Genomic DNA, 26,953 nt, shown 5'->3' with positions numbered 1-26,953 from the left:
GTGCCGTTGTACTCATTAATCTTCGCTGGCGGAAAAGTTTTTACGCGTTTTTACCTGCGCCATGCTTTCCAGAATACGGTGGTAGTTATCGAAACGGGAAATGTTGATGGTCCCGTTTTCTACCGCTTCGCGAATGGCACAGCCCGGATCGTTGTCATGTTTGCAGTCGCGGAACTTGCAACTACCAAGAAACTCACGGAATTCGACAAATCCACGGGTAATTTGTTCCGGCTCCAGGTGCCACAAACCAAATTCGCGCACCCCAGGGGAATCAATCACATCGCCGCCGTGGGGGAAATGGTACAGGCGTGCGGCGGTGGTGGTGTGCTGGCCGAGACCCGAGGCATCCGAGATGTCGTTGGTCAGGATTTCATCACCGGCGACATCCAGACCCAGCAAGGCATTCAGCAGGCTGGATTTGCCGACACCAGATTGTCCGGCAAAAATGCTGACGCGGCCGGTCAGTGCCGCTTCCAGCTCGGCCAGGCCATTTTTGGCACGGCTGGAAACCATCAGCACGCGGTAACCGATATGGCGATAGATATCCATCTGCTCATCGACAAAGGCGCGAGCCTCGTCATCCAGCAGATCGGTTTTGTTCAACACCAGCAATGGCTCGATCCCCAGGGTTTCGCTGGCAACCAGGTAGCGATCGATGATGTTAAGTGACAGTTCCGGCAGGATCGCCGAAACGATAATGATCTGATCGATGTTGGCGGCGATCGGTTTGATACCGTCGTAAAAATCGGGGCGTGTCAGCACGCTGGTACGATCGTGCACGGCTTCGACGATCCCTTTGCCGCCGTTCTCATTCGCAGCGCGCCACAGGACGCGATCGCCCGTCACCAGTGAACGGATGGTGCGACGGATATTACAGCGATGCACCTCGCCCGCGCTGTCCTCGACGTCTGCGTGCATGCCGAAGCGGCTGATCACCACACCATCGGTTGCTTCCCCAAACAGGCTGTCATCCGGTTCCGGTTTTTCGTTCCGTTGCTTCAGACGACGCTCGTGGTTAGCACTCACACGACGTTGTTGACCCTTCGACAGTTTATTTTTGCTCACGCATCCTCTCAGGCTTTCGCCAGGCTTCGCCCCGCTGGGCAAAACGTCTATGATACACCTTAATTTAGTCTAATGACGACTTTGGCAACGGGCGGAAAACGCATGACAGCTGGAAATGAAAACAATCTGATTTGGATCGACCTCGAAATGACCGGGCTGGATCCGGAACGCGATCGTATTATCGAGATCGCCACGCTGGTGACCGATGCAAACCTGAATATTCTGGCCGAGGGGCCGGTGCTGGCGGTACATCAATCCGATGCGCAGCTGGCGCTGATGGATGACTGGAACGTGCGCACTCACACCAATAGCGGCCTGGTGGAGCGGGTGAAAGAAAGCACACACGACGATCATGCTGCTGAACTGGCGACCATCGAATTTCTGAAACAGTGGGTACCCGCGAATACCTCGCCGATTTGTGGCAACAGCATCGGCCAGGATCGCCGTTTCCTGTTTAAATACATGCCGGAACTGGAAGCCTATTTCCATTACCGTTATCTCGATGTCAGCACCCTGAAAGAGCTGGCTCGTCGCTGGAAACCCGATATCCTGCCAGGTTTCAAAAAGAGCGGCAGCCATCAGGCGCTGGATGATATTCGCGAATCGGTGGCGGAACTGGCTTATTATCGCGAGCACTTTTTGCAGCTTTAGTCAGGCTGGGGTGTGCAGGAAAACAGCAGGTTGCTGAATTAAGCAGCAAACGCGCGGAAAGCGCAAAATTTTGCTTTCAGGCTCTTGCGATGGAAAGGAATTCTCGTATAATGCGCACCCCGTACCGATGAAGAATTTCGGTATGGTACAGATTCAGTTTTTAGTTTGCGTAGTCGCAAACAAAAAGACGATGGTTATGCGGGAATAGCTCAGTTGGTAGAGCACGACCTTGCCAAGGTCGGGGTCGCGAGTTCGAGTCTCGTTTCCCGCTCCAAAATCTGTATAGCAGCACCCTCTACGCGGGAATAGCTCAGTTGGTAGAGCACGACCTTGCCAAGGTCGGGGTCGCGAGTTCGAGTCTCGTTTCCCGCTCCAAAATTTGTATAGCAGTACCTCCTACGCGGGAATAGCTCAGTTGGTAGAGCACGACCTTGCCAAGGTCGGGGTCGCGAGTTCGAGTCTCGTTTCCCGCTCCAGATTTTTATATTCATTGAAGTTGTTTGTCGTAGATTACGAACAGCACTAAAACTGTGTCAGCCAGGACGTTTTCTGAAATTCTGCTGAAGCAGGTTAGTGACAATCGCTGTCATGATAATTCTTTAGGTTATCCACAATCTGTCTGGTGCACCCGGACGGCGTTTTACCCCATCTGCAAAACTGTTTTAAACAGAGTTATCCACAGGCTCTGGACAGCCGCTTGCAACTCAAAACATGTGAGAATGTTAACGATAAATCAATAATTAACTGATTTTAATCATTATTTTCATGTTTCAGGCTGTTAGCGTGAGGATTGGACGATATAACGGGGCATACCTGCAATCGGACTTATAATTTTATTCACAGCATGTGGAAAAGGATTTTATCCTGTAAATTTGCTCAATCACGCATCACGTGACAGTCCCTTTTCAATCGCCCGTACCAGACGCAGTTTGCGGGCGGGCTGAACGTCAATCGCCAGTGCAGCACGTTTCTGTCGCTGCTGATCCAAAGCCCAGTCGATATGTTCATCCAGCAATGGATGCTCCCCTGAACGCTGTTGCAGTACGGTAATGTTTTCTTCCGACCACGGGGCATTACCCAGCGCTACCGCGACATTGCGCAACCAGCGCAGATGACCAATCCGGCGAATTGCCGATCCTTCCGTCACGCGCAGAAACTTTGCTTCATCCCACATAAATAACGTGGTGAGGGGCGGGGCATGCAGCACCGCCCGGGGCGAAAAATCGTCCTCATCTGTCAATTGCCCATAGCGATTCCACGGACAAATCAGCTGACAATCGTCACAACCATAAATACGGTTGCCAATCAGCGGACGGAACTCCTCGGGAATGGCACCTTCCAGCTCAATGGTCAGGTAAGAGATGCAACGACGCGCATCCACCGTGTAGGGCTCGACAATCGCCGCTGTGGGGCAGATGGTCATGCAGGCCACACAACGGCCACACTGCTCCTCCTGTGGGGTATCGACCGGCAGCGGCAGATCGATCAGCAGCTCGCCGAGGAAAAACCAGGAACCCGCTTCGCGGTTAAGGATCAGAGAATGTTTTCCGGTCCAGCCCAGTCCCGCTTTGGCTGCCAACGGGCGTTCCAGCAGTGGCGCTGAATCCACAAACGGGCGGAAATTCAGTTCGCCACAATGCTCCTGGATCTTATCCCCGAGTTTTTTCAGCCGATTACGCAGAACTTTGTGATAGTCGCGTCCCAGCGCATATCGGCTAACATAACCGAGCTGAGGGTTTTTTAACGTGCTGGCGAAGGCGGCTTTGGCAGGCAGATAATTCATGCGCACGCTGATGACGCGCAACGTGCCGGGTAATAATTCATGAGGGCGCGCGCGCATCATGCCATGACGCGCCATCCACTCCATCTCGCCGTGATATTGTTTCTCCAGCCACGCCTGCAACCTGGGCTCTTCTGCGCTGAGGTCGGTATCGCAAATACCTACCTGCTGGAAGCCAAGTTCGCGCCCCCATTGTTTAATCTGTTGGGCAAGCTGATGAAGATCGAGAGGGTATGACATGAGAAACCAGGAATTGAATGCTAACCCGTGCAGTTTATCACACTCTGTCTGGCCTGCGCAGGCGATAGGGCAACTGGAACGCGATGCGGCCGACAGCCTGGGACTGACCCTGTATGAATTGATGCTGCGTGCCGGGCAGGCCAGCTATGAACTGGTGCGTCGATTATGGCCTGATGCCAGCCACTGGCTGATTCTGTGCGGCCACGGCAACAACGGCGGGGATGGCTATGTGGTAGCGCGACTGGCGCAAGCGGCAGGGATGCAGGTGACACTGCTGGCATGTGAGGGCAGCAAACCGTTGCCGGAGGAAGCTCAACAGGCGCGGGGGGCCTGGCTGGCCGCTGGGGGCGTTATTCATGCCGCCGATGCCCCCTGGCCGCAACAGGTTGAGGTGATTGTCGATGCACTGCTTGGCACCGGGCTAAATCGTGCTCCCGGTGCGCCTTATGCTCATCTGATTACGCTGGCAAATGCCCATACTGCACCGGTGCTGGCGATTGATATCCCGTCCGGACTGATGGCGGCAAACGGCACTGCGCCGGGTGCGACCATCGTTGCCGCTCATACCCTTAGCATGATCGTGCTGAAGCCGGGTCTGCTCACCGGCAAGGCCCGTGATTATGTTGGGCAGCTGCATGTTGACGAACTGGGATTATCATCGTTTCTCACCGGCAATCAGGCACCGATGCAGCGGGTTGATGCGCAGGATCTGTCCCGCTGGCTGAAGCCGCGTAAGGCGACGTCCCACAAAGGTGATCATGGCCGCCTGCTGGTGGTGGGTGGCGATACCGGTACGGCAGGGGCCATTCGCATGACAGCGGAAGCGGCACTGCGCTCCGGTGCGGGTCTGGTTCGCGTATTAACGCATGAGGATAATATTGCGCCGATCCTGACTGCCAGGCCGGAACTGATGGTGGATGCACTGAGCGAGGCGCGCCTGCAACAGGCACTGGAATGGGCGGATGTGATCGCCATTGGCCCTGGCTTAGGCCAGCGCGAATGGGGGAAACAGGCACTGAAAAAGGTGGCTGCCTGTGAAAAGCCGATGCTTTGGGATGCAGATGCACTTAACCTGCTGGCAATCAACGCAGATTCCCGTCAGAATCGCATCATCACGCCACATCCCGGTGAGGCAGCTCGCTTGCTGGATGTGAAGACCAGTGATATTGAGAGTGACCGCATCCATGCCGCCCAGGCGCTGGTCAAACGCTACGGAGGCGTGGCAGTGCTGAAAGGGGCGGGTACGGTGATTGCCAGTGCAAAGGGACAGCTGGTGATTGCTGATGTGGGGAATGCCGGTATGGCCTCTGGTGGTATGGGGGACGTACTGAGCGGCATCATTGCCGCGCTGATAGGCCAGAAACTGGCTTTGTTTGATGCGGCCTGTGCAGGCTGTGTGGCGCATGGTGCAGCAGCGGATGCCGTTGCCCGTCTGCGCGGCACGCGCGGTATGCTGGCCACCGATTTGTTCGAACTGCTGTGGCAGTTTGTTAATCCTGAGATGATCCAACAATAAAGCATGAAGACCTGTGTTATCCCTTTGCCCGATGAAGCGGCAACCCTTGAACTTGGCGCACAGCTGGCCCGCGTATGCAGCAGTGCGGCGGTAATTTATCTTTATGGCGATCTGGGTGCCGGTAAAACCACCTTCAGTCGTGGTTTTCTGCAGGCGCTGGGTCATCAGGGCAATGTAAAAAGCCCCACTTATACGCTGGTCGAGCCTTATACGCTGGGGAGTCGTACCCTGTATCATTTTGACCTGTATCGTCTGGCCGATCCGGAAGAACTTGAGTTCATGGGGATTCGTGATTATTTCAGCGGCGAGGCGATTTGTCTGGTCGAATGGCCGCAGCAGGGCACGGGTGTGTTGCCTGACCCCGATTTGGCATTGACGCTGCGTTACGTTGATAACGCGCGTGAAGCAGAATTACAGGCGGTTTCGGTGCAGGGTGAAAGCCTGCTGCAACACTTTAAGCAGCAAAGGGATCAGGCATGATGTCACGGATGAAAATGGTCCTTGCGGCCCTGCTCTGTCTGTTTTCGGCTTCAGCGCTGTCGGCCGCGTTGTCAGATATTAAAGTTGACAATGGTGATAGCCAGGCGACGGTGACACTGAGCTTCAACGGCCAGCCGGTGTATGGTTTCTTCCCGCTGCATAATCCCGATCGCGTGGTGCTGGATATCCGCCAGAGCGGCAATATTCAGGGGCTGCCGCTCAATTTCAGCGGCGAAAATCTGGTTAAGCGTATCCGCAACAGTAAACCGCAGGATAAGCAAAGTATCCGCCTGGTGTTCGAGCTGACGCAGGCAGCACACACCCGTGCCACCACGCAGCGTGAAGGTAATCAATATCGTGTGGTGTTTACCATGCGTGGCACACAAACCGCGAAACGCAACGTTGCGCCAGTGAATACCGTGCGGGAAACGCAAAGCAGCAGCCAGGGGAATCCGTTCAATGGCAACCCGGTGACGGCGGTCAGCAGCAGCGATACCACGATACGCCCTGGTGGTTCGGTAAGCCGTAACGAACAGGTTATCGTAGCCATTGACGCCGGACATGGCGGCCAGGACCCAGGGGCTTCAGGCCAGCACGGCTTGCATGAAAAAAATGTCACCATCGCCATTGCGCGCAAGCTGAAGGCGCTGATGGATCGCGACCCGATGTTTAAACCGGTGCTGACGCGAACCGGTGACTACTTTATCTCGGTGATGGGCCGTTCCGACGTGGCGCGTAAAGAGAATGCCAACCTGCTGGTATCGATTCACGCCGATGCTGCACCCAGCCATTCGGCAACGGGGGCGTCGGTGTGGGTGTTATCCAACCGTCGCGCCAATAGCGAAATGGCAAACTGGCTGGAACAGAAAGAGAAGCAATCGGAACTGCTGGGCGGTGCGGGTGATCTGCTGGCGAACAGCCAGGCCGATCCTTACCTGAGCCAGGCCGTGCTGGATCTGCAATTCGGCCATTCACAGCGTGTTGGTTATGATGTGGCGGTGAAAGTGCTGCAACAGCTGCGTAGCGTCACGCCATTGCATAAACGCCTGCCAGAGCACGCCAGCCTCGGTGTATTGCGTTCACCGGATATTCCTTCTTTGCTGGTTGAAACCGGCTTTATCAGTAATGCCGCGGAGGAGCGACTGCTTGGCAGTAGCGCATATCAGGAGAAGATTGCTCAGTCGATTTATAAAGGCCTGCGCAATTACTTCCTGGCGCATCCGCTGCAATCGGTCCCAAAGGAAGAAAACCGGCCGCTGGACAACGCACCAGCGGTTAGCGTCGCCAGCAATCCGGCGACGGGAACAGTGCAATATACTGGCGTGACGCAGCGTCATACGGTGACACGCGGTGAAACCCTGTCAGGCATTGCGGCAAAATACGGTGTCAGCATGGCGACATTGCGTGACATGAACAGCCTGAAACGTGATGTGGTTTGGGTCGGTCAGCGTCTGAAAGTTCCGGCTAAATCAGGTGTCACCTCGACAGCCTCTCGTGGCCCGGTGCGTCACAAAGTGGTGCGTGGCGACTCTTTGACGGCCATTGCTGCCCGCTACGGTGTCAGCCCCAATGCCATCATTCAGGCCAATAATATGAAGTCCTCTAATGTGATGCTGGGTCAGACCCTGAAAATTCCGCAATCCTGATTGCTGGCCCCTGGTGGGCCAGCCGGTTAAAAGGACACCACCATGCCTATACAAATCTTACCGCCGCAGCTGGCAAACCAGATCGCGGCGGGCGAAGTGGTGGAGCGTCCGGCGTCGGTGGTGAAAGAGCTGGTGGAAAACAGCCTCGATGCCGGTGCGACACGTATTGATGTCGATATTGAAAAAGGCGGCGCGAAGCTGATCCGCATCCGTGATAACGGTTGTGGTATCGCCAAAGATGAACTGGCGATGGCGCTGGCACGTCACGCGACCAGTAAAATCGCCTCGCTTGATGATCTCGAAGCCATTGTCAGCCTCGGATTTCGCGGGGAAGCGCTCGCCAGTATCAGCTCAGTTTCCCGCCTGACGCTCACCTCACGTACCGAAGATCAAAGCGAAGCCTGGCAAGCCTACGCTGAGGGGCGAGATATGGCGGTGACGGTTAAACCGGCTGCGCATCCGGTAGGGACGACGCTGGAAGTGCTCGATCTGTTCTACAACACCCCCGCCCGACGCAAGTTTATGCGCACGGAAAAAACCGAGTTTACCCATATCGATGAAGTGATTCGCCGCATTGCGCTGGCACGCTTCGATGTGGCAATTTCACTCAGCCATAATGGCAAGCTGATGCGTCAGTACCGCGGCGTGAGCCAGGATGCGCAGCGTGAGCGGCGGCTGGGATCGATTTGCGGCACCACCTTTATGCAGCATGCATTGAGAATTGACTGGCAGCATGACGATTTGGCGTTGCGTGGCTGGGTGGCCGATCCGGCGGGTTCCCGCCAGGTAACGGACCTGCAATATTGCTATGTCAATGGTCGTATGATGCGTGACAAACTGATCAATCATGCCATCCGCCAGGCGTACCAAACCCAACTGGGGGATGAGCAGCAACCGGCTTATGTGCTGTACCTGGAAATCGATCCGCATCAGGTTGATGTGAATGTCCATCCAGCCAAGCATGAGGTGCGTTTTCATCAGTCGCGCCTGGTGCACGATTTTATCTGGCAGGGCGTAATGAGCGCGTTGCAGGCCAGCCGTGCGGCAGAACTGCCGATCGCTCATGCGGAAGAACCTGCGCCGCAGTGGCAGCCCGAGAATCGTCAGGCGGCGGGCGGTAACCACTTTGCGCAGCCAGCGGCAGCACCGCGTCAGCCAGGCGCAACCCCCAGTGGCGGCTGGCAGCAAAAGGAGCCGACTTATCGCGCGCGGGAAGGGGCGGCTTATCAGCAACTCCTGAAAACGCCAGCTACTGTCGCGGCACCGCAGCCGCAGCCCGCGCCTAAACCTGAACGCGAAACGCCGCTTGCTGCCCATGCGCAGAGTTTTGGCCGGGTGTTAAGTGTGGTGCGCGAGAGCTATGCCCTGCTGGAGCGCGGCGATAAGCTATTATTACTCTCGTTGCCCGTGGCGGCGCGCTGGCTGAAACAGGCCCAGTTACAACCTGGAGAAGAGGGATTAAAACCGCAGCCGCTACTCATCCCCGTCAGGTTAAAAATTGCGCTGGAAGAGTTGGCGGTTATTGGTCAGCAATCTGCGCTGTTAACCGCGATGGGCATTGATTTACAAAGGGAAGGCCAGCACGTGACGCTGCGCGCGGTGCCTTTACCGTTACGAACACAAAATTTACAAATCTTGATTCCAGACCTGTTAGGCTATCTCGCCCGGCAGCAAGAGGTCTCTGCATCCTCGCTGGCCCAATGGCTGGCACGTCGTGACGATGCAGAGGCAGCGCACTGGAATCACTCGCAGGCGATTACGCTGCTGGCGGAGCTGGAACGGCTCTGTCCGCAATTGCTGAAGTCGCCGCCTTCTGGCCTGTTGCAGGCCATTGAGATTGAGAGTGCGATTAACGCATTGAAGCATGAGTGAACAGAACCAGGCTGGCCGGCCTAAGGCAATTTTTTTGATGGGGCCTACCGCCTCCGGTAAGACGGCACTGGCAATTTCGTTGCGTCAGCATCTTCCGGTGGAACTTATTAGCGTTGACTCTGCCTTAATCTATCGCGGGATGGATATTGGCACGGCGAAGCCGTCTGCTGAGGAGTTAGCGCAGGCACCTCATCGTTTGCTGGACATTCGCGACCCGGCGGAAGCTTATTCCGCTGCTGAGTTTCGTCGCGATGCGCTGGCAGAAATGGCGGAGATCACCCAAAGGGGTAAGATTCCGTTGCTTGTTGGTGGAACTATGCTCTACTTCAAGGCGTTGCTTGAAGGATTGTCGCCGCTGCCCTCGGCCGATCCGGACGTGCGTCAGCGGATAGAGCAAATGGCGGCAGAAAAGGGTTGGGATGACCTTCACCGCCAACTGTGTGAAATCGATCCGGTCGCCGGCAGTCGTATTCATCCGAATGATCCGCAGAGACTTTCGCGAGCACTGGAAGTTTTTTTTATTTCGGGTAAAACTTTAACGGAACTGACAAAAACATCCGGTGAAGCGTTACCCTACGACGTGTACCAATTCGCAATCGCTCCGGCGAGCCGCGAGCTGTTACATCAACGCATTGCGTTGCGTTACAACCAGATGCTGGCGTCAGGATTTGAAGCGGAGGCTCGTGCTCTGTTTGCACGAGGTGATTTGCATACGGATATGCCTTCCATTCGCTGTGTCGGTTATCGTCAAATGTGGTCTTACCTCACTGGCGAAATCGATTACAACGAAATGGTTTATCGGGGAATTTGCGCAACCCGGCAGCTCGCGAAGCGCCAGATGACCTGGTTACGTGGCTGGCCCGACGTGCACTGGTTAGACAGTGATGAGCCAGATTTAGCGCGTAATGCGGTGCTTCAGGTTGTTAGTGCTAAGCAGGGATGATTGTGTACAATTGGTCCGTTATCGTGCGCAAATTTTTACGCAGTTTTTCTGAACCACGGTTCAAAAAGTAATAAACAACAAGCATATAAGGAAAAGATAGAATGGCTAAGGGGCAATCTTTACAAGACCCGTTTTTGAACGCACTGCGTCGTGAACGTGTACCGGTTTCGATCTATTTGGTGAATGGTATTAAGCTGCAAGGGCAGATTGAATCCTTTGATCAGTTCGTGATTTTGTTGAAAAACACGGTTAGCCAGATGGTGTACAAGCACGCCATCTCTACAGTGGTTCCTTCTCGTCCGGTGTCGCACCATAGCAACAATGCGAGCGGCGGAAGCAGTAACTACCACCACGGCGGAAGCAACCAAACCGCTCAGTCGCAGCCACAACAAGACGGCGATAACGCAGAATAATTTTTTGTGTTGCCGTGAAGCCAGGGCTGGAGAGCGAATGCGTTTTCCCGTCCTGGTTATTTTATTTTAGCGAGGTTATAGCTTGTTTGACCGTTATGATGCCGGTGAGCAGGCCGTACTGGTACACATCTGGTTCTCCCAAGACAAAGAGCTGGAAGATTTGCAGGAGTTTGAAACTCTTGTCTCTTCTGCGGGCGTCGAAGCGCTGCAGGTTATTACTGGCAGCCGTAAAGCGCCACATCCCAAATATTTTGTCGGTGAAGGAAAGGCAGTTGAAATTGCCGATGCGGTAAAAGCGAGTGGAGCATCGGTCGTGTTATTCGATCATGCCTTATCCCCTGCCCAGGAACGAAATCTTGAGCGGCTGTGCGAATGTCGCGTTGTCGACCGCACCGGCTTAATTCTTGATATTTTTGCCCAGCGCGCCCGCACCCATGAGGGTAAATTGCAGGTCGAGCTGGCACAGCTACGCCATCTGGCAACCCGCCTGGTACGTGGATGGACGCACCTTGAACGTCAGAAAGGCGGCATTGGCTTGCGTGGTCCGGGTGAAACCCAGTTGGAAACGGACCGTCGTTTGCTGCGCAATCGCATCAGCCTGATCCTGTCCCGTCTTGAACGCGTGGAAAAACAGCGCGAGCAGGGCCGACAGGCGCGTGCCAAAGCGGATGTACCAACCGTTTCGCTGGTGGGCTACACCAACGCCGGTAAATCCACCCTGTTTAACGCTATTACATCAGCGGATGTCTATGCTGCGGATCAGTTGTTTGCCACCCTGGATCCTACCCTGCGTCGCCTTAACGTCGCGGATGTGGGAGAAGTGGTGCTGGCAGACACGGTAGGTTTTATTCGCCACCTGCCTCACGATTTAGTTGCCGCGTTTAAGGCAACCTTGCAGGAGACGCGCCAGGCGACTTTACTGTTGCATGTGATTGATGCGGCTGATGTGCGTCTCAATGACAATATTGAGGCGGTCAACGTCGTGCTGGAAGAAATTGAGGCCGATGAAATTCCAGCCCTGCTGGTGATGAACAAAATCGATATGCTGGAGGATTTTGTACCGCGTATCGACCGTGATGAAGAAAATAAGCCGATTCGCGTCTGGCTGTCAGCCCAGACGGGGGTCGGCCTGCCTTTACTGTGGCAGGCATTATCAGAACGCCTTGCCGGTGAAATTGCGCAGTACGACCTGCGTTTGCCGCCGGAAGCTGGACGTTTGCGCAGTCGTTTTTATCAGTTACAGGCGATTGAGAAAGAATGGAATGAAGATGATGGCTGTGTAGGTTTACATGTGCGTATGCCGATTGTTGATTGGCGTCGTTTATGTAAACAGGAGCCGTCGCTCGCCAGTTATATTGTTTGACCGTTGCCCAACTCATTTACCCCAAAGCCAGGACATCGGCCGCAAGGTAAAACGTAAATACAATAAATGGAGTAGAGACATGGCGTGGAATCAGCCCGGTAATAACGGACAGGACCGCGACCCGTGGGGAAGCAGCAATAATCAAGGCGGCAACTCTGGGGGGAATAAAGGAGGTCGCGATCAGGGACCTCCTGATCTGGATGATATCTTCCGTAAGCTGAGTAAAAAACTCGGTGGACTGGGCGGTGGCAAACAGAGCGACAATGGCCAGCGCAGTGGCGGTAGCGGTGGCAAACTGGTCGGCATTGTTGCCGCAGCGGCAGTCATCATCTGGGCAGCCAGCGGTTTCTACACCATTAAAGAAGCGGAACGTGGCGTCGTCACCCGCTTCGGCAAATTCAGCCATCTGGTGGAACCAGGCCTCAACTGGAAACCCACTTTTATCGATCAGGTCCGTGCCGTGAACGTGGAAGCGGTGCGTGAACTCGCCGCGTCTGGCGTGATGCTGACATCAGACGAAAACGTAGTGCGCGTAGAAATGAACGTGCAGTACCGTGTGACCGATCCTGAGCGTTACCTCTATGCTGTGACCAGCGCGGATGACAGCTTGCGTCAGGCGACTGACAGTGCGCTGCGTGGCGTGATTGGTCGTTCGACGATGGACCGCATTCTGACCGAAGGTCGTACCGTGGTGCGTAGCGAAACTCAGCGCGAAATCGATGAAACCATTCGTCCGTACAATATGGGCATCACGCTGCTGGATGTTAACTTCCAGGCGGCGCGTCCACCGGAAGAGGTCAAAGCGTCGTTTGACGATGCGATTGCCGCGCGTGAAAACCGTGAGCAGTACGTGCGTGAAGCAGAAGCCTACGCCAACGAAGTACAGCCACGTGCCAATGGTCAGGCACAACGTATCCTGGAAGAGGCGCGTGCTTACAAAGAACGCACCGTGCTGGAAGCACAGGGTGAAGTGGCGCGCTTTGCCCTCATGCTGCCGGAATACAAAGCCGCACCGCAGATCACTAAAGAACGTCTGTACATCGAAAGCATGGAACGCGTGCTCAGCCATACCCGCAAAGTGCTGGTTAGCGACCGTAGCAATAACCTGATGATGCTGCCGCTGGATCAACTGATGCGTGGCGCTCAATCTGCTGCGGGTCAAAACGGCCAGAAAAATGCCAATCTGATGAAGTTACCGCCGGCTTCGGACAGCAACGCCAGCAATAGCGACACTTCATCGTACAGTCCGAGCAGCATCATGGATCAACGTCGCGCCAACGCGCAGCGTAACGATACCCAGCGTGAAGGGAGGGAGTAATCGATGCGTAAGCCAATCATCGCCGTAATTATTGTAGTGCTGGTGGTGCTGTACGCGTCACTGTTCGTGGTGCAGGAAGGTCAGCGTGGCATCGTGCTGCGTTTTGGCAAGGTTCTGCGTGATAGCGAGAACAAACCGCTGGTCTATGCACCGGGTCTGCACTTCAAGATTCCGTTTATTGAAACCGTGAAATCACTGGATGCGCGTATCCAGACCATGGACAACCAGGCGGATCGCTTTGTCACCAAAGAGAAGAAAGACCTGATCGTTGATTCCTACATCAAATGGCGTATCAGTGATTTTAGCCGTTACTACCTGGCGACCGGTGGTGGCGACATTTCTCAGGCTGAAGTGCTGCTGAAACGTAAGTTCAGTGACCGTTTGCGTTCTGAAATGGGTCGTCTGGATGTAAAAGATATCGTGACCGACTCACGTGGTCGTCTGACTACTGATGTGCGTGATGCCCTGAATACCGGTAGCGCAGGTAACGATGACGAAGTACAGACGCCAGCTGCAGACGATGCGATTGCTGATGCCGCAGCACGCGTTGAGCGTGAAACCAACAGCAAAGAGCCAGCGCCGAACCCGAACAGCATGGCTGCCCTGGGTATTCAGGTGGTTGACGTACGGATTAAGCAGATCAACCTGCCAACTGAAGTCTCTGATGCGATCTACAACCGTATGCGCGCCGAGCGTGAAGCGGTAGCACGTAGCCAGCGTTCACAGGGTCAGGAAGAGGCAGAAAAACTGCGCGCTCAGGCGGATTATCAGGTGACCCGTACACTGGCAGAAGCCCAGCGTGAGGCACTGATTTCTCGTGGTGAAGGTGATGCGCAAGCGGCGAAACTGTTTGCCGATGCGTTCAGCCAGGATCCGGATTTCTATGCCTTTATCCGTAGCCTGCGTGCCTATGAAAATAGCTTCGCAGATAATCAGGATATTATGGTTTTAAGCCCGGATAGCGATTTCTTCCGTTATATGAAGGCCCCCTCTAACGCAACGCATTAAGAACTGATATAAATTCAAGGCCGACAATCTTGTCGGCCTTTTTTTTGGGGAAAAGATAATGAACACAACCATCTGGATGGCACTGGCTTTGGTGCTGGTTCTGGAAGGGCTGGGACCGATGTTTCTGCCGCGCATCTGGCGACGGATGATTCTGACTATGGCGCAGCTGCCGGATCGCCTGTTACATCGTTTTGGCGGTGGACTGGTGGTTGCCGGGGTGGTGATCTATTACATGTTAAGTGTGCACGCGAGCTAAAAATGCGCGTTATTTCGCAGCATCGTTGTGTCTTGCCGCTGTTTTATCCCCAACATGTTGTATCGATCAAAACTCAGGCAAAAAACCGCGCAATCGTATGCTAAAAGAGCTGAAAGTGGAAAAGTCAGGTGGTAGAATCCATTTTTAAGCAATCGGTGATTTTGAAAAAATGGGTAAGAACGTCGTCGTACTGGGCACCCAATGGGGTGACGAAGGTAAAGGCAAGATCGTAGACCTTCTCACAGAGCGCGCGAAATACGTCGTGCGCTATCAAGGTGGTCATAATGCAGGCCACACGCTGGTTATCAACGGTGAAAAAACCGTCCTCCACTTAATTCCATCAGGCATCCTGCGTGAAAACGTTACCAGCATCATTGGTAACGGCGTTGTGCTGTCACCAGAAGCGCTGATGAAAGAGATGAAAGGTCTTGAGGAGCGCGGTGTACCGGTACGCGAACGTCTGCTGCTGTCTGAAGCTTGCCCGTTAATCCTGCAATACCATGTGTCGATGGACCTGGCGCGCGAAAAAGCGCGTGGTGCGAAAGCTATCGGTACCACCGGTCGCGGTATCGGCCCGGCTTACGAAGATAAAGTTGCCCGCCGTGGTCTGCGCGTTGGCGATCTCTTCAACAAAGACACCTTCGCTGCCAAGCTGAAAGAAGTGGTGGATTACTACAACTTCCAGCTGGTGAATTACTACAAAGAAGACGCGGTTGATTACGACAAAGTGCTGAACGATGTGATGGCTGTGGCCGACATCCTGACCAGCATGGTCGTTGACGTGTCTGAACTGCTGGATAACGCGCGTCAGCGTGGCGATCTGATCATGTTCGAGGGTGCGCAGGGTACGTTGCTGGATATCGACCACGGTACTTATCCGTACGTGACCTCGTCAAACACCACCGCTGGTGGCGTGGCAACCGGTTCTGGTATCGGTCCGCGTTATGTTGACTACGTGCTGGGTATCGTCAAAGCCTACTCAACCCGCGTGGGTGCAGGTCCGTTCCCGACTGAACTGTTTGATGAAACCGGTGAGTTCCTGTGCTCCAAAGGTAACGAGTTCGGTGCCACCACCGGTCGTCGTCGCCGTACTGGCTGGCTGGATGCCGTAGCGGTACGCCGTGCAGTGCAGATCAACTCGCTGTCAGGTTTCTGCATGACCAAGCTGGACGTGCTGGATGGCCTGAAAGAAGTGAAAATTTGTGTGGGATATCGTATGCCGGATGGCCGCGAAGTTACCACCACGCCGCTGGCTGCTGAAGGCTGGGAAGGTATTGAGCCGATTTACGAATCAATGCCGGGCTGGAGTGAAAACACCTTTGGCGTGAAAACGCTGGAAGGTCTGCCGCAGGCCGCACGTGACTACATCAAACGTGTGGAAGAGGTAACCGGTGTTCCGGTGGATATTATTTCTACTGGTCCTGACCGTAGTGAGACCATGATTTTGCGCGATCCGTTTGACGCATAATCCCCTCTGGCCGGACCCTGTCCGGCCTCTGTTTATCTGCTCTTTGACTCCGCTCACAATATTTTTTCTTGCAAATATCAAGAGTTGCCTGAAAAAAACGCACCGGCCTTCACGCACTGGTTTATCATCATAATTAAACGCAACGCCAGTCGGCATATAAAAATAACACCCGATGATTCACTGAGGTACATGTGCAGCTTACAAGTTTTACTGATTACGGTCTGCGTGCCTTGATCTACATGGCCACTTTGCCCGAGGGTAAGCAGACCAACATTACTGAAGTGACCGATACCTACGGGGTGTCGCGTAATCACATGGTGAAAATCATCAACCAACTGAGCCGGGCCGGCTTTGTGGCCGCAACACGCGGTAAAAACGGCGGAATTCGTTTAGGCATGGACCCGGAAAAAATTGTCATTGGCGACGTTGTCAGGAAAATGGAGCCACTACAGCTGGTTAACTGTGGTGAATGCAGCATTACGCCAGCCTGTCGCTTGCGCAAAGCGTTGAGCAGTGCGGTCCAGTTATTTCTTGATGAGCTGGATAATTACACGCTAGCCGATCTCGTCAAAGACAACGAACCACTGTACCAAATCTTATTGTCCGAACCGCCGGTGGCAATCCATCAAAAATGACATCGGAGGAACCGTAATGTCAAAAGACCCTTTTCAGGAAAGAGAAGCTGAAAAATATGAAAACCCGATCCCCAGTCGGGAGTTTATTCTGGCGCTATTAGAAAAACGCGAAAAGCCTGCCAGCCGCGATGACATCGCCCAGGAACTCAATATCAGCAGTGAAGAGCAGCTGGAAGCGCTGCGCCGCCGTCTGCGTGCCATGGAGCGCGATGGACAGCTGATATTTACCCGCCGTCAATGCTACGCGCTGCCTGAGCGCCTTGATTTGCTGCGTGGCAAAGTGATTGGCCATCGTGATGGTTACGGCTTTCTGCGCGTCGAAGGGCAGAAGGATGATTTCTATCTTTCTGCCGAACAGTTGAAACTGTGTCTGCACGGTGACGTGATCCTGGCGCAACCCGGTGGCGCGGATCGCAAAGGCCGCCGCGAGGCGCGCGTAGTACGCGTGCTGGAGCCACGTAACAGCCAGATTGTTGGTCGTTACTTTACCGATGCCGGGACGGGCTTTGTGGTGCCGGACGACAGTCGTCTGAGCTTTGATATCCTCATTCCACAGGACCAGACGCTGAACGCGCGTATGGGCTCGGTCGTGGTGGTGGAGATCACTCAGCGCCCGACGCGTCGCACCAAAGCGCTGGGCAAGGTCACGGAAGTGCTGGGCGACAATATGGGCACCGGTCTGGCTGTCGATATGGCGCTGCGCACCCATGAAATTCCCCACGTCTGGCCGGAAGAAGTCGAAAAACAGATCGCCAAACTGAAAGAAGAAGTGCCGGAAGCGGCGAAGAAAGGTCGTGTCGATCTACGTCAGTTGCCGTTAGTCACCATTGATGGTGAGGACGCGCGCGACTTCGACGATGCAGTCTACTGTGAGAAAAAACGCGGTGGTGGCTGGCGTTTATGGGTGGCGATTGCCGACGTCAGTTATTACGTGCGTCCGGGCACCGCTCTGGACAACGAAGCGCACCAGCGCGGCACCTCGGTGTATTTCCCGTCGCAGGTCGTACCGATGCTGCCGGAAGTGCTGTCGAATGGCCTCTGCTCACTGAATCCGCAGGTTGATCGCCTGTGTATGGTGTGCGAAATGACCATCTCGGCCACCGGCAAACTGACCGGCTACAAACATTATGAAGCGGTGATGAATTCACACGCGCGCCTGACCTACACCAAAGTGTGGAATATCCTGCAAGGCAACCCGGAGCTGCGTGAACAATACGCACCGCTGGTGAAGCATCTTGAAGAGTTGCACCGCATGTATCAGGTGCTGGAAAAGTCGCGCGAGCAGCGTGGCGGCATCTCCTTCGAAACCGAAGAAGCTAAATTCATCTTCAATGCCGATCGCCGTATTGAGCGCGTCGAGCGCACGGTGCGTAACGATGCCCATAAGCTGATTGAAGAATGTATGATCCTCGCCAACATCGCGTCAGCGCGTTTTGTTGAGAAGAACGAAGAACCGGCCTTGTTCCGCGATCACGATCGCCCGAGTGACGACAGCATCACCAGCTTCCGTACTGTACTGAACGAGCTGGGTCTGAGCCTGCCGGGTGGCAGCAAGCCGCAGCCGATTGATTATGCCGAGCTGCTGACGCAGATCGCCGATCGCCCGGATGCTGAAATGCTGCAAACCATGCTGCTGCGTTCGATGAAGCAGGCGGTGTACGATCCGGAAAACCGTGGCCACTTTGGTCTGGCGCTGGCGTCGTATGCACACTTCACTTCACCGATTCGCCGCTACCCGGACTTGCTGCTGCATCGCGCCATCAAATATTTGCTGGCGAAAGAGCAGGGTGAGGAGAAAGGTAACACCACGGCGACCGGCGGTTACCACTATGATATGCAGCAGATGCTGCAACTCGGCCAGCACTGTTCCATGACCGAACGCCGTGCCGACGAGGCCACGCGTGACGTTGCTGACTGGCTGAAATGCGACTTTATGCAGGATCAGGTGGGTAACGTCTTTACCGGTGTGATCTCCAGCGTGACCGGTTTTGGTTTCTTCGTGCGTCTGAACGATCTATTTATCGATGGTCTGGTGCATGTTTCCTCGCTGGACAATGATTACTACCGCTTCGATCCGGTAGGGCAACGTCTGATCGGTGAATCCGGTGGACGAACCTATCGCCTGGGCGATGCCGTTGAAGTGCGGGTGGAAGCGGTGCACATGGACGAACGCAAAATCGACTTCGCGCTGATTTCCAGCCAGCGTGTCCCGCGTGGTGAAGGTAAAACCGCTCGCGAGCGCGAGAAGCGTGGTGGACAAGCTCCGGCTAAACGCCGCCGTGATGCCGGTAAAAATGTGAATTTCGAGCCGGATGCCGCTTTCCGCGGTGAGAAGAAAAAACCGGCGAAAGCGAAAGCTGAGAAAAAAAGCAAAAAAGTCTCCGAAAAAACCCGTAAAATCGCCGCCGCCACTAAGGCTAAGCGCGCGGCGAAGAAGAAAACCAGCGAAGCCTGATGCTGATCAGTTGTAGCGGCGCGATGTATCGCGCCGCGACGTCCGACATCCAACCTTGAGCAAAGTAATGAGTGAAATAATTTTTGGTATCCATGCCGTGCAGGCCCTGCTGGAACGCGATCCTCAGCGTTTTCAGGAAGTCTTTATTCTCAAAGGCCGTGATGATCGTCGCCTGCAACCGCTGATCGCCGCGCTGGAAGCTCAGGGAATTGTTATTCAGCTGGCCAATCGCCAGTGGCTGGATAGCCAGGTGGAAGGCGGTGTGCATCAGGGGATCGTGGCACGCGTGAAGCCGGGTAAAAATTATCAGGAAGGCGATCTGCCGGATCTGCTGGAATCGCTGGATAATCCGTTCCTGTTGATCCTCGATGGCGTTACCGATCCGCATAACCTCGGAGCCTGCCTGCGCAGCGCTGATGCGGCTGGCGTGCATGCGGTGATCGTACCGAAAGATCGTTCCGCACAGCTGAATGCCACGGCGAAAAAAGTAGCCAGTGGAGCGGCAGAAAACGTTCCGCTGATCCGCGTGACTAACCTGGCGCGCACCATGCGTTTGCTGCAGGAATACAACATCTGGATCGTCGGGACGGCGGGTGAAGCCGATCATACGCTGTACCAGAGCAAGCTGCCGGGTTCACTGGCGCTGGTGATGGGTGCAGAGGGCGAGGGTATGCGCCGTCTGACGCGTGAGCATTGCGATGAGTTGATCAGCATCCCGATGGCGGGCAGCGTATCTTCTCTGAACGTTTCCGTGGCGACCGGTATTTGTCTGTTCGAAGCGGTACGTCAGCGCCTGGCGTGATCCCCTCCGCAAATTAGTTTTTGTACCAGGCATAACTGACTATCACCCCCATACTTAGGCTGTGAGCCAAGTTAGGGGGACGTTATGACCTGGACAACCCACAGCGTTTTCAATCAGCCTCAGCCGCTCAGCAACAGCAACCTGTTTACCCGCGATCTTCCCTTATGCGAAGCCGTTGCGCGGGAAGGTGCCAGCTGGGACCGTGAATGGCTGGCTTCGGTCGGACTGCAACTCGGCAGCGCCGAATCTCTCGAATTGGGACGACTGGCCAATGCTCAGCCACCGGAGCTGTTGCGCTATGATGCGCGCGGTGAACGGCTGGATGAGGTACGCTTTCATCCCGCGTGGCATCTGCTGATGCAGGGCTTATGCGCCAGCCGCCTGCACAATCTTAGCTGGCAACCCGATGTTCAGCCCAACGCGATGGTGGCTCGTGCGGCGCGCTTTATCCTGCACGCGCAGGTGGAGGCAGGGTCGCTTTGCCCGGTCACCATGACCCACGCCGCCATTCCGCTGCTGCAAAATCACCTGCCAGAACCCTGGCTCGACTGGCACGATGCGTTGCTGAGCGACCGCTACGATGCGCATCATCAACCCGGTAACAAGAAACGGGGGTTGCTGATTGGTATGGGGATGACCGAAAAGCAGGGCGGCACCGATGTACTGAGCAACAGCACGCGCGCGGAGCCATTGGGTGGACGCGGCCCCGGTGAGGCTTATCGCATTATCGGCCATAAATGGTTTTTCTCGGTGCCACAAAGCGACGCACATCTGATACTGGCGCAGACCTCGGGTGGCCTGAGCTGCTTTTTCCTGCCGCGCCTGCTGCCGGATGGCGCACGCAATGCTATCCGGCTGGAACGCCTCAAAGACAAGCTCGGCAATCGCGCCAATGCCAGCTGTGAAGTAGAGTTTCAGGATGCGATCGGCTGGCTGCTGGGGGAAGAGGGCGAAGGCGTGCGGTTGATCCTGAAAATGGGCGGTATGACGCGTTTCGATTGCGCACTCGGTAGCCACGGGCTGATGCGGCGGGCGTTCTCCATTGCCCTGCACCATGCCCAGCAGCGTCAGGTGATGGGCAAAAACCTCAGCGACCAGCCGCTGATGCGCGCAGTGCTGGCCCAGCAGGCGCTACAGCTGGAGGGACAAACCGCGTTGTTGTTGCGTCTGGCGCGCGCCTGGTCAACCCCCTCCAGCGAGCATGAACGTCTCTATGCCCGGCTATTCACCCCGGCGGCCAAATATGTGACTTGCCAGGCGGGGATACCTTTTGTCGCTGAAGCGATGGAGGTGCTGGGCGGCATCGGTTATTGCGAAGAAAGCGAGTTGCCGCGGCTGTATCGTGAGATGCCGGTCAACAGCATCTGGGAAGGTTCCGGCAATGTCATGTGCCTGGATGTGTTACGGGTACTTAACCGCCAATCGGATACGCTGACGATGCTGAGTGATGAACTGGACGCGGTGAAAGGATGTAATCGTCATTTCGACCGCCGCTGGCGGCAGCTGCGCCTGCGTCTCGGTAACGTCCAGGAAGCGCAGGCGCGGGCGGTGACGCATGATCTGTTGCAGCTGGCAACGGCGGCAATCCTGCTGAAAGTGGCGGAACCGCCGCTGGCCGATGGTTGGTGTCAGCAGTTCCTGGATACGCGCGGCCAGCCGCTATTAAGCCACGATCTCAGCTCACGGCTACTGCTGCGCGCCACTGCCGGGTGAGGCAGCATAAAGCACCGCAGTGGAGTACCAGAAACCCGGCATCACCGTCTCATCAATCAGTAACACCTGATAATAGGTGGCACCCAGCTGATTAGCCCGCGCGGCAATGGCGCGCTGGGCATCATCCGGTGAACCCCGTACCTGGACGCTGATAGTACCCAGTTTGCGCAAGCCGTAGCTCTGCGCCCGGTTAATTTCCTGGGCATGCGCCGTGGGCGGTGGTGGCGCTTTAGGCGTCGGCGTGAGGGCCGAGCAGCCGCTTAACAGCAGGCTCAGCGCCAGAAATAACGAAACACGCATGGCAACTCCGGTTCAGGGAAGATGGCTCAAGTGTATGCCATCTTCCCCGGCGGTATCAGGACTTCAGATGAAAAATACTCACCAGCTCAGTCAGATGATGTCCCTGCTGACTCAGACTCTGGGCTGAAGCCTCAGATTCGGTGACCAAATCACTGCTCTGATGGGTGGCCTGGCTGATGTGGTTCATCGCCAGGTTCACCTGACCAATGCCCGATGCCTGCTCCTGCGCGGCGATATTGATTTCCCCCATCAGGGTTTTCACCTGTGCGATATGTTCAACAATGTGGTTCATGGCATCGCGTGTCTGCTCAGACAGGCTATGCCCCTCTGCGACCTTGCTGATGGAGCTGGCGATCAGCCCGTCGATCTCTTTTGCCGCCTGGGCACTGCGCTGCGCCAGTGCGCGAACTTCCGCTGCCACCACCGCGAAACCTTTGCCGTGCTCGCCTGCGCGTGCCGCTTCGACCGCGGCATTCAACGCCAGGATGTTAGTCTGGAAAGCAATGGATTCAATCACATGGGTGATGTCGGCAATGCTCTGCGAAGCGACGCGAATTTCCGCCATGGTGCTGACCGAACGCGATACGGTCTCGCCACCCCGGGCAACGGTTTGATCAGCTTCACTCACCCGCACCAGTGCCTGGCGTACGTTAGCGGCAGTTTGCGCCACGGTGGCACCAAACTGCTCCATACTGGCCGAGGTTTGTTCCACGCTGCTGGCCTGACGACCAATCTGCGCGCTGATGTTCTGGCTGCTGGCGGCGATGCTGTCAGTGCCCTGGCTGATTTGCTGTGCCGTCTGGCGTACCTGGCCGACGATCTGCTCCAGACCATCGCCAATACCGTTGATCGCCCCCACCAGTTGGCCGATTTCATCATGACGTGTGGAGTCGAGGTGCGCCTGTAAATTACCCGCCGCATACTCTTCGGCCAGATGGATCACCTGATGCAACGGACGGGTAATCGCACGACGGCTGTACCACATGAATCCACAAGCAAACAGGATGACCAGCGCCAGACCGATGGCGATAAACAGGTCACGGCTGTGGGTAATCGGGGCCAGCAGGCTGGCGCGGCTGACTTCCCCGGCGATAATCCAGTTCCAGCCCGGCAACTGTTGCCAGGCCAGCAGTTTGGTTTCGCCATCCAGCTGCATGGTGAGCAAACCTTTCGGCTGGCTCAGTAACTGTTGCTGTGTCGCGGCATCCCACAGCGGCAGCTTACCTTCACGCTGGCTGGCAAACAGAAATTGTCCCTGGGTGGTGCCAGGCGCACCGTTCAGCACAAAGAAATGCCCGCTGTCGCCGAGATGGCGTGCCAGCACTTTGTCGCGCATCAGCGCGTATTGCTGATCGATTTGTACCCCGACAAACAGAATGCCGATGACTGCGCCGCTCTCATCCATGACCGGCTGATATTGCGTGATATAACGATGACCAAACAGGGTTGCCAGGCCACGGTAAGCTTCGCCCTGATTCACGCTGCGCCATGCGGTGCTGCTGCGGTCCAGTTTGGTGCCGATCGCACGTTGGCCATTTTCTTTCTTCAGCGAGGTGGCGATGCGCACATAATCGTCGCCGTCACGCACAAAAATGGTGGAGACTGCGCCGGTACGATCGAGAAAATCATCCACCGCAATCTGGTCAAGGTTGAGGGTTTTCAGCCCGGCACGCAGAGTGGGGGTGCTGATATCCCCCACCTGAATGCGGGTGCTTTCATCACGACTGAAGCGTTTGGGGAGAAAACTCTGAAACAGCCGGGTGTAGTTCGCCACTTCGGCAGACAAGGTGGTATTAAACATGCTGGCCATCTCACTGATGCCCTGCACCTGATTTTGCATATCGTCCGTCGCCAGATTTTCCAGCTGACGGGAGGCGTTGTGGCTCAGGGTAAGGGTGAGGGTCAGCAGCACCACGGCTACGCTTAAAGACGTCAGTACAGACAGCTTAATTCCGAGACCCATGGCGCTGAGAGAGAGACGCTTCATAAAGTACCTATGTTGATATGGATGAGGGGATACAAGATCAACGGCAAATTGGGGAAAAGGTTTAGGGTGGAAATTATTCACGCGAAAATGTGAAGCGACTCGCGTTTCAGGTCTCAGGGTTTACACTGTGAGCAGGTGATAATCATTCTCAACGGAGGCGACATGATTGAACTGGCAACGGAAACACTGGCAGGGATTCAGTGTATCCACGCGGCACCGTCCGGACAGCGCCAGGCGCGTTTACCGACCGTGCTGTTTTATCATGGCTTCACCTCGTCAAAAGAGGTGTACAGCTACTTTGCGGTTGCGCTCGCTCAGGCGGGTTTTCGCGTGGTGATGCCGGATGCGGATATGCATGGCACCCGCTATAACGGTGATACGGAAACCCGTATGACGCATTTCTGGGAGATTCTCAGAAAAAATATCGACGAGGTGCCGCTACTGGAAGCCGAGCTGCGCGCCAATGACTGGATTGCCGATGATCGCTTTGCCGTGGCGGGAGCTTCAATGGGCGGGATGACGGCACTCGGGGCGATGGCGCGTTATCCGCAGATTCACAGCGTCGCCTGCATGATGGGATCGGGCTATTTTATGCAACTGAGCCACACGCTGTTCCCGCCGCTGGTGGCACGCACGCCGCAGCAGAAAGAAGCTTTTGCCGCCCGGCTGGCACCGTTAGCCAGTTACGATCCCAGCCAGCAACTGGAAAAACTGGCGAACCGTCCGCTGCTGTTGTGGCACGGGGAAGCCGATGAGGTGGTGCCGTTCGCGGAAACGGTGCGGCTGGAGAAAGCGCTGCGTGAAGCGCAGCTGGATGGGCGCGTCACTTACCTGTCGGAAAAGCAGATCGGCCACAAAATCACGCCCTCAGCGCTGGGTGCGCTGGTGAGTTTTTTCAAACATCACCTGTGAAAATAATTCGGGCTGGCAAGATACTGCCAGCCCGTTACGACATACCGGACTACAGCTGTGACGACAACCGTTCAGCCGCGCTACTGTTGGCCCCGGTGTGGTTATCACTGGGGGCGCCCAGTCGGTTGACGTAGACATAGCCTGATGCCGCTTTGCTGCTGTTACTTCTCATCTGTTGCGCATAGTCAGTTGAGCTGGCAAAAGCGGGTGTAGACAGGAAGAGACCCAGTAAAGTGGCGATGACGATACTTCTCATAATCGACTCCTCACTACAGGGAATTCACTCTCAGACGCCGACGACAAGCCAAACCGTTGCGTCCATAAATAGTTTAGTTCTTTGCCACATTGCTGCCAGCCGGTCTGGTTGAACACCTTGTTCAGCCATTTTGATGAAATGCCGCTTAACCTCCTGAATTTTCACCCTTAGCACAAAAAGTGCCATCATCTGGCACGCTGCACGCCATTTGATGAATTGTGCGCTTGAGTTTAGCGGGCAACGTCAGTATGATTACGCGTCAATTTTTCAGCTGCATTCAGAGGTGTGTTTCATTTATCGGATGATTCACAACCTATAACGTTCCTTGCTTCCGTGGGCCGCAGCTGACCCTGACAGGAGGCTGAATAATCCGTAAGGAGCAATTTCGATGCGTCATTACGAAATCGTATTTATGGTCCATCCTGACCAGAGCGAACAGGTTCCGGGCATGATCGAGCGTTACACTGGTGCTATCACTGGTGCACAGGGCACGATCCACCGTCTGGAAGACTGGGGCCGCCGTCAGCTGGCTTACCCGATCAACAAACTGCACAAAGCACACTATGTTCTGCTGAACGTAGAAGCGCCGCAGGAAGTGATTGACGAGCTGGAAACTAACTTCCGCTTCAACGACGCCGTTATCCGCAGCATGGTTATGCGCGTTAAGCACGCGGTAACTGAAGCATCTCCGATGGTTAAAGCGAAAGACGAGCGTCGTGAACGCCGTGAAGATTTCGCTAACGAAGCGGCAGATGACTCAGATGCTGGGGATTCTGAAGAGTAATCCATTATGACGGCCAATCGACTGCGCCTGTCTGGCACTGTGTGTAAGACGCCAGTTCGAAAAATCAGTCCGTCAGGAATTCCTCACTGCCAGTTCGTGCTTGAGCACCGTTCCATGCAGGAGGAAGCCGGGTTTCACCGGCAAGCCTGGTGTCAGATGCCGGTGATTATCAGCGGCAGCACCCATCAGGTGATTACTCAACATATAACGGTCGGCACGCAACTCACTCTCGAAGGTTTTATTAGCTGCCATCAGGCACGCAATGGCCAGAGTAGAATTGTGTTACATGCCGAGCAGATTGAATTGATAGATTCTGGAGACTAGCCAAATGGCACGTTATTTCCGTCGTCGCAAGTTCTGCCGTTTCACCGCGGAAGGCGTTCAAGAGATCGACTACAAAGATATCGCTACGCTGAAAAACTACATCACTGAAAGCGGTAAGATCGTACCGAGCCGTATCACCGGTACTCGCGCAAAATACCAGCGTCAGCTGGCTCGTGCTATCAAGCGCGCGCGTTACCTGTCTCTGCTGCCGTACACTGATCGTCATCAGTAATCGGTTGCTGTCTAATAACGACTTTAAGAGGATAAGGTAATGCAAGTTATTCTGCTTGATAAAGTAGCAAACCTGGGCAGCCTGGGTGATCAGGTTAACGTTAAAGCGGGTTACGCTCGTAACTTCCTGGTTCCGCAGGGTAAAGCTGTTCCTGCTACCAAGAAAAACGTTGAATTTTTCGAAGCGCGCCGCGCTGAACTGGAAGCCAAACTGGCTGACGTTCTGGCAGCTGCTAACGCACGTGCTGAGAAAATCAACGGTCTGGGCAGCGTCACCATCGCGTCTAAATCAGGCGACGAAGGTAAACTGTTCGGTTCCATCGGTACTCGCGACATCGCTGACGCTGTAACTGCAGCTGGCGTTGAAGTGGCTAAGAGCGAAGTTCGTCTGCCGAACGGCGTTCTGCGCACTATCGGTGAGCACGAAGTTGACTTCCAGGTTCACAGCGAAGTATTCGCGAAACTGGTTGTGAATGTAGTTGCTGAGTAATTTTACTCGGTAATGCGAAAAAGCCGGCCTTGTGCCGGCTTTTTT

Annotated in this window: 26 protein-coding genes and 3 tRNA genes; 24 read left to right on the top strand and 5 right to left on the bottom strand. The window is 55.2% G+C overall.

What is annotated here, in order from left to right; translation table 11 throughout:
* Nucleotides 1–15 precede the first annotated feature (15 nt).
* Nucleotides 16–1,065, bottom strand: a complete 1,050-nt coding sequence (gene rsgA / locus HA50_RS18545) for a small ribosomal subunit biogenesis GTPase RsgA (RefSeq protein WP_084877184.1) — start codon at nt 1,063–1,065, stop codon at nt 16–18.
* Nucleotides 1,066–1,167: 102 nt separating this feature from the next.
* Between rsgA and orn the strand changes: the two genes are divergently transcribed.
* From orn to HA50_RS18525, 4 genes are all read left to right on the top strand, one after another.
* Complete coding sequence (orn, locus tag HA50_RS18540) at nt 1,168–1,716, top strand: oligoribonuclease (protein ID WP_084877182.1); 549 nt, start codon at nt 1,168–1,170, stop codon at nt 1,714–1,716.
* Between the two features lie 198 nt (nt 1,717–1,914).
* Nucleotides 1,915–1,990: transfer RNA gene (locus tag HA50_RS18535), tRNA-Gly, on the top strand.
* 25 nt (nt 1,991–2,015) lie between these two features.
* Nucleotides 2,016–2,091 (top strand) — tRNA-Gly (locus HA50_RS18530).
* A gap of 25 nt (nt 2,092–2,116) precedes the next feature.
* A tRNA-Gly gene (locus tag HA50_RS18525) sits at nt 2,117–2,192 on the top strand.
* 404 nt (nt 2,193–2,596) lie between these two features.
* On the opposite strand, the gene queG is transcribed toward HA50_RS18525, so the two are convergent.
* The gene (gene queG, locus HA50_RS18520) at nt 2,597–3,736 is read right to left on the bottom strand and encodes a tRNA epoxyqueuosine(34) reductase QueG (RefSeq protein WP_084877179.1); all 1,140 of its coding nucleotides are present in this window, start codon (nt 3,734–3,736) and stop codon (nt 2,597–2,599) included.
* Here queG and nnr point away from each other — a divergent pair.
* From nnr to HA50_RS18445, 15 genes are all read left to right on the top strand, one after another.
* A complete protein-coding gene (gene nnr, locus HA50_RS18515) occupies nt 3,735–5,252 on the top strand; it encodes a bifunctional ADP-dependent NAD(P)H-hydrate dehydratase/NAD(P)H-hydrate epimerase (protein WP_084877176.1) in 1,518 nt (505 codons plus the stop codon). The genes queG and nnr overlap by 2 nt on opposite strands.
* 3 nt (nt 5,253–5,255) lie before the next feature.
* Nucleotides 5,256–5,732: a tRNA (adenosine(37)-N6)-threonylcarbamoyltransferase complex ATPase subunit type 1 TsaE gene (tsaE, locus tag HA50_RS18510; protein ID WP_084877172.1), complete on the top strand. Its 477-nt coding sequence runs from the start codon at nt 5,256–5,258 to the stop codon at nt 5,730–5,732.
* Nucleotides 5,729–7,378, top strand: coding sequence for an N-acetylmuramoyl-L-alanine amidase AmiB (gene amiB / locus HA50_RS18505; protein ID WP_084877169.1), 1,650 nt, complete (start codon nt 5,729–5,731; stop codon nt 7,376–7,378). Before tsaE ends, amiB begins: the two co-directional genes overlap by 4 nt.
* A gap of 42 nt (nt 7,379–7,420) precedes the next feature.
* Nucleotides 7,421–9,250: a DNA mismatch repair endonuclease MutL gene (gene mutL / locus HA50_RS18500; RefSeq protein ID WP_084877166.1), complete on the top strand. Its 1,830-nt coding sequence runs from the start codon at nt 7,421–7,423 to the stop codon at nt 9,248–9,250.
* Nucleotides 9,243–10,193 carry a tRNA (adenosine(37)-N6)-dimethylallyltransferase MiaA gene (gene miaA, locus HA50_RS18495; RefSeq protein WP_084877163.1) on the top strand — a complete coding sequence of 317 codons (951 nt, stop codon included), beginning with the start codon at nt 9,243–9,245 and terminating at the stop codon, nt 10,191–10,193. The genes mutL and miaA overlap by 8 nt, the downstream gene beginning before the upstream one ends.
* Nucleotides 10,194–10,294: 101 nt before the next feature.
* Nucleotides 10,295–10,606, top strand: a complete 312-nt coding sequence (hfq, locus tag HA50_RS18490; RefSeq protein ID WP_084877160.1) for an RNA chaperone Hfq — start codon at nt 10,295–10,297, stop codon at nt 10,604–10,606.
* Between the two features lie 82 nt (nt 10,607–10,688).
* On the top strand, nt 10,689–11,969 hold the full coding sequence (gene hflX, locus HA50_RS18485; protein WP_084877157.1) for a ribosome rescue GTPase HflX: 1,281 nt from the start codon (nt 10,689–10,691) through the stop codon (nt 11,967–11,969).
* A gap of 79 nt (nt 11,970–12,048) precedes the next feature.
* A complete protein-coding gene (hflK, locus tag HA50_RS18480) occupies nt 12,049–13,287 on the top strand; it encodes an FtsH protease activity modulator HflK (protein ID WP_084877155.1) in 1,239 nt (412 codons plus the stop codon).
* 3 nt (nt 13,288–13,290) lie between these two features.
* Entirely contained in the window at nt 13,291–14,295 is a 1,005-nt protein-coding gene (hflC, locus tag HA50_RS18475) for a protease modulator HflC (RefSeq protein ID WP_084877153.1), read from the top strand.
* A gap of 58 nt (nt 14,296–14,353) precedes the next feature.
* Nucleotides 14,354–14,551: a DUF2065 domain-containing protein gene (locus HA50_RS18470; RefSeq protein ID WP_084877150.1), complete on the top strand. Its 198-nt coding sequence runs from the start codon at nt 14,354–14,356 to the stop codon at nt 14,549–14,551.
* Nucleotides 14,552–14,720: 169 nt separating this feature from the next.
* Complete coding sequence (locus tag HA50_RS18465; protein ID WP_084877147.1) at nt 14,721–16,019, top strand: adenylosuccinate synthase; 1,299 nt, start codon at nt 14,721–14,723, stop codon at nt 16,017–16,019.
* A 191-nt stretch (nt 16,020–16,210) separates the two neighbouring features.
* Nucleotides 16,211–16,654 (top strand): nitric oxide-sensing transcriptional repressor NsrR, encoded by a 444-nt coding sequence (nsrR, locus tag HA50_RS18460; protein WP_084877145.1) that lies wholly within the window; start codon nt 16,211–16,213, stop codon nt 16,652–16,654.
* Between the two features lie 16 nt (nt 16,655–16,670).
* Nucleotides 16,671–19,109 carry a ribonuclease R gene (gene rnr / locus HA50_RS18455; RefSeq protein ID WP_084877143.1) on the top strand — a complete coding sequence of 813 codons (2,439 nt, stop codon included), beginning with the start codon at nt 16,671–16,673 and terminating at the stop codon, nt 19,107–19,109.
* Between the two features lie 67 nt (nt 19,110–19,176).
* The gene (gene rlmB, locus HA50_RS18450; protein WP_084877141.1) at nt 19,177–19,911 is read left to right on the top strand and encodes a 23S rRNA (guanosine(2251)-2'-O)-methyltransferase RlmB; all 735 of its coding nucleotides are present in this window, start codon (nt 19,177–19,179) and stop codon (nt 19,909–19,911) included.
* Between the two features lie 84 nt (nt 19,912–19,995).
* The gene (locus HA50_RS18445; protein ID WP_084877138.1) at nt 19,996–21,624 is read left to right on the top strand and encodes an isovaleryl-CoA dehydrogenase; all 1,629 of its coding nucleotides are present in this window, start codon (nt 19,996–19,998) and stop codon (nt 21,622–21,624) included.
* Here the strand turns inward: HA50_RS18445 and bsmA are convergent.
* The gene (gene bsmA, locus HA50_RS18440) at nt 21,598–21,924 is read right to left on the bottom strand and encodes a biofilm peroxide resistance protein BsmA (RefSeq protein WP_084877136.1); all 327 of its coding nucleotides are present in this window, start codon (nt 21,922–21,924) and stop codon (nt 21,598–21,600) included. The two genes, HA50_RS18445 and bsmA, sit on opposite strands and share 27 nt — an antisense overlap.
* 55 nt (nt 21,925–21,979) lie before the next feature.
* Entirely contained in the window at nt 21,980–23,911 is a 1,932-nt protein-coding gene (locus HA50_RS18435) for a methyl-accepting chemotaxis protein (protein WP_084877133.1), read from the bottom strand.
* Nucleotides 23,912–24,073: 162 nt separating this feature from the next.
* On the opposite strand from HA50_RS18435, the gene yjfP reads away from it, so the two are divergent.
* Nucleotides 24,074–24,823 (top strand): esterase, encoded by a 750-nt coding sequence (gene yjfP, locus HA50_RS18430; protein WP_084877131.1) that lies wholly within the window; start codon nt 24,074–24,076, stop codon nt 24,821–24,823.
* Nucleotides 24,824–24,872: 49 nt separating this feature from the next.
* Here yjfP and HA50_RS18425 read toward each other — a convergent pair whose 3' ends face one another.
* Nucleotides 24,873–25,079: a hypothetical protein gene (locus tag HA50_RS18425; RefSeq protein ID WP_084877128.1), complete on the bottom strand. Its 207-nt coding sequence runs from the start codon at nt 25,077–25,079 to the stop codon at nt 24,873–24,875.
* A 388-nt stretch (nt 25,080–25,467) separates the two neighbouring features.
* Between HA50_RS18425 and rpsF the strand changes: the two genes are divergently transcribed.
* The 4 genes from rpsF to rplI are packed head-to-tail and all read left to right on the top strand — an operon-like array spanning nt 25,468 to nt 26,908.
* Complete coding sequence (rpsF, locus tag HA50_RS18420) at nt 25,468–25,863, top strand: 30S ribosomal protein S6 (RefSeq protein ID WP_013510684.1); 396 nt, start codon at nt 25,468–25,470, stop codon at nt 25,861–25,863.
* Nucleotides 25,864–25,869: 6 nt separating this feature from the next.
* Nucleotides 25,870–26,187, top strand: a complete 318-nt coding sequence (priB, locus tag HA50_RS18415) for a primosomal replication protein N (protein ID WP_084877125.1) — start codon at nt 25,870–25,872, stop codon at nt 26,185–26,187.
* A gap of 4 nt (nt 26,188–26,191) precedes the next feature.
* Nucleotides 26,192–26,419 carry a 30S ribosomal protein S18 gene (gene rpsR / locus HA50_RS18410; RefSeq protein WP_000135199.1) on the top strand — a complete coding sequence of 76 codons (228 nt, stop codon included), beginning with the start codon at nt 26,192–26,194 and terminating at the stop codon, nt 26,417–26,419.
* Nucleotides 26,420–26,458: 39 nt separating this feature from the next.
* Nucleotides 26,459–26,908, top strand: a complete 450-nt coding sequence (gene rplI / locus HA50_RS18405) for a 50S ribosomal protein L9 (protein ID WP_084877122.1) — start codon at nt 26,459–26,461, stop codon at nt 26,906–26,908.
* The last annotated feature ends 45 nt before the right edge of the window (nt 26,909–26,953 follow it).

This window comes from Pantoea cypripedii (genome assembly GCF_002095535.1).
GTDB lineage: Bacteria > Pseudomonadota > Gammaproteobacteria > Enterobacterales > Enterobacteriaceae > Pantoea > Pantoea cypripedii.
Note: the sequence above shows the minus strand (reverse complement) of the source record. Positions and strands in the feature narration are given on the sequence as shown.

Excerpts from the sequence above, each read along its gene's own strand:
- orn (WP_084877182.1), top strand. The coding sequence starts at position 1,168 with ATGACAGCTGGAAATGAAAACAATCTGATTTGGATCGACCTCGAAATG.
- nnr (WP_084877176.1), top strand. The coding sequence starts at position 3,735 with ATGAGAAACCAGGAATTGAATGCTAACCCGTGCAGTTTATCACACTCT.
- queG (WP_084877179.1), bottom strand. The coding sequence starts at position 3,736 with ATGTCATACCCTCTCGATCTTCATCAGCTTGCCCAACAGATTAAACAA.
- tsaE (WP_084877172.1), top strand. The coding sequence starts at position 5,256 with ATGAAGACCTGTGTTATCCCTTTGCCCGATGAAGCGGCAACCCTTGAA.
- amiB (WP_084877169.1), top strand. The coding sequence starts at position 5,729 with ATGATGTCACGGATGAAAATGGTCCTTGCGGCCCTGCTCTGTCTGTTT.
- mutL (WP_084877166.1), top strand. The coding sequence starts at position 7,421 with ATGCCTATACAAATCTTACCGCCGCAGCTGGCAAACCAGATCGCGGCG.
- miaA (WP_084877163.1), top strand. The coding sequence starts at position 9,243 with ATGAGTGAACAGAACCAGGCTGGCCGGCCTAAGGCAATTTTTTTGATG.
- hfq (WP_084877160.1), top strand. The coding sequence starts at position 10,295 with ATGGCTAAGGGGCAATCTTTACAAGACCCGTTTTTGAACGCACTGCGT.
- hflK (WP_084877155.1), top strand. The coding sequence starts at position 12,049 with ATGGCGTGGAATCAGCCCGGTAATAACGGACAGGACCGCGACCCGTGG.
- hflC (WP_084877153.1), top strand. The coding sequence starts at position 13,291 with ATGCGTAAGCCAATCATCGCCGTAATTATTGTAGTGCTGGTGGTGCTG.
- HA50_RS18470 (WP_084877150.1), top strand. The coding sequence starts at position 14,354 with ATGAACACAACCATCTGGATGGCACTGGCTTTGGTGCTGGTTCTGGAA.
- HA50_RS18465 (WP_084877147.1), top strand. The coding sequence starts at position 14,721 with ATGGGTAAGAACGTCGTCGTACTGGGCACCCAATGGGGTGACGAAGGT.
- rnr (WP_084877143.1), top strand. The coding sequence starts at position 16,671 with ATGTCAAAAGACCCTTTTCAGGAAAGAGAAGCTGAAAAATATGAAAAC.
- rlmB (WP_084877141.1), top strand. The coding sequence starts at position 19,177 with ATGAGTGAAATAATTTTTGGTATCCATGCCGTGCAGGCCCTGCTGGAA.
- HA50_RS18445 (WP_084877138.1), top strand. The coding sequence starts at position 19,996 with ATGACCTGGACAACCCACAGCGTTTTCAATCAGCCTCAGCCGCTCAGC.
- bsmA (WP_084877136.1), bottom strand. The coding sequence starts at position 21,924 with ATGCGTGTTTCGTTATTTCTGGCGCTGAGCCTGCTGTTAAGCGGCTGC.
- HA50_RS18435 (WP_084877133.1), bottom strand. The coding sequence starts at position 23,911 with ATGAAGCGTCTCTCTCTCAGCGCCATGGGTCTCGGAATTAAGCTGTCT.
- yjfP (WP_084877131.1), top strand. The coding sequence starts at position 24,074 with ATGATTGAACTGGCAACGGAAACACTGGCAGGGATTCAGTGTATCCAC.
- HA50_RS18425 (WP_084877128.1), bottom strand. The coding sequence starts at position 25,079 with ATGAGAAGTATCGTCATCGCCACTTTACTGGGTCTCTTCCTGTCTACA.
- rpsF (WP_013510684.1), top strand. The coding sequence starts at position 25,468 with ATGCGTCATTACGAAATCGTATTTATGGTCCATCCTGACCAGAGCGAA.
- priB (WP_084877125.1), top strand. The coding sequence starts at position 25,870 with ATGACGGCCAATCGACTGCGCCTGTCTGGCACTGTGTGTAAGACGCCA.
- rpsR (WP_000135199.1), top strand. The coding sequence starts at position 26,192 with ATGGCACGTTATTTCCGTCGTCGCAAGTTCTGCCGTTTCACCGCGGAA.
- rplI (WP_084877122.1), top strand. The coding sequence starts at position 26,459 with ATGCAAGTTATTCTGCTTGATAAAGTAGCAAACCTGGGCAGCCTGGGT.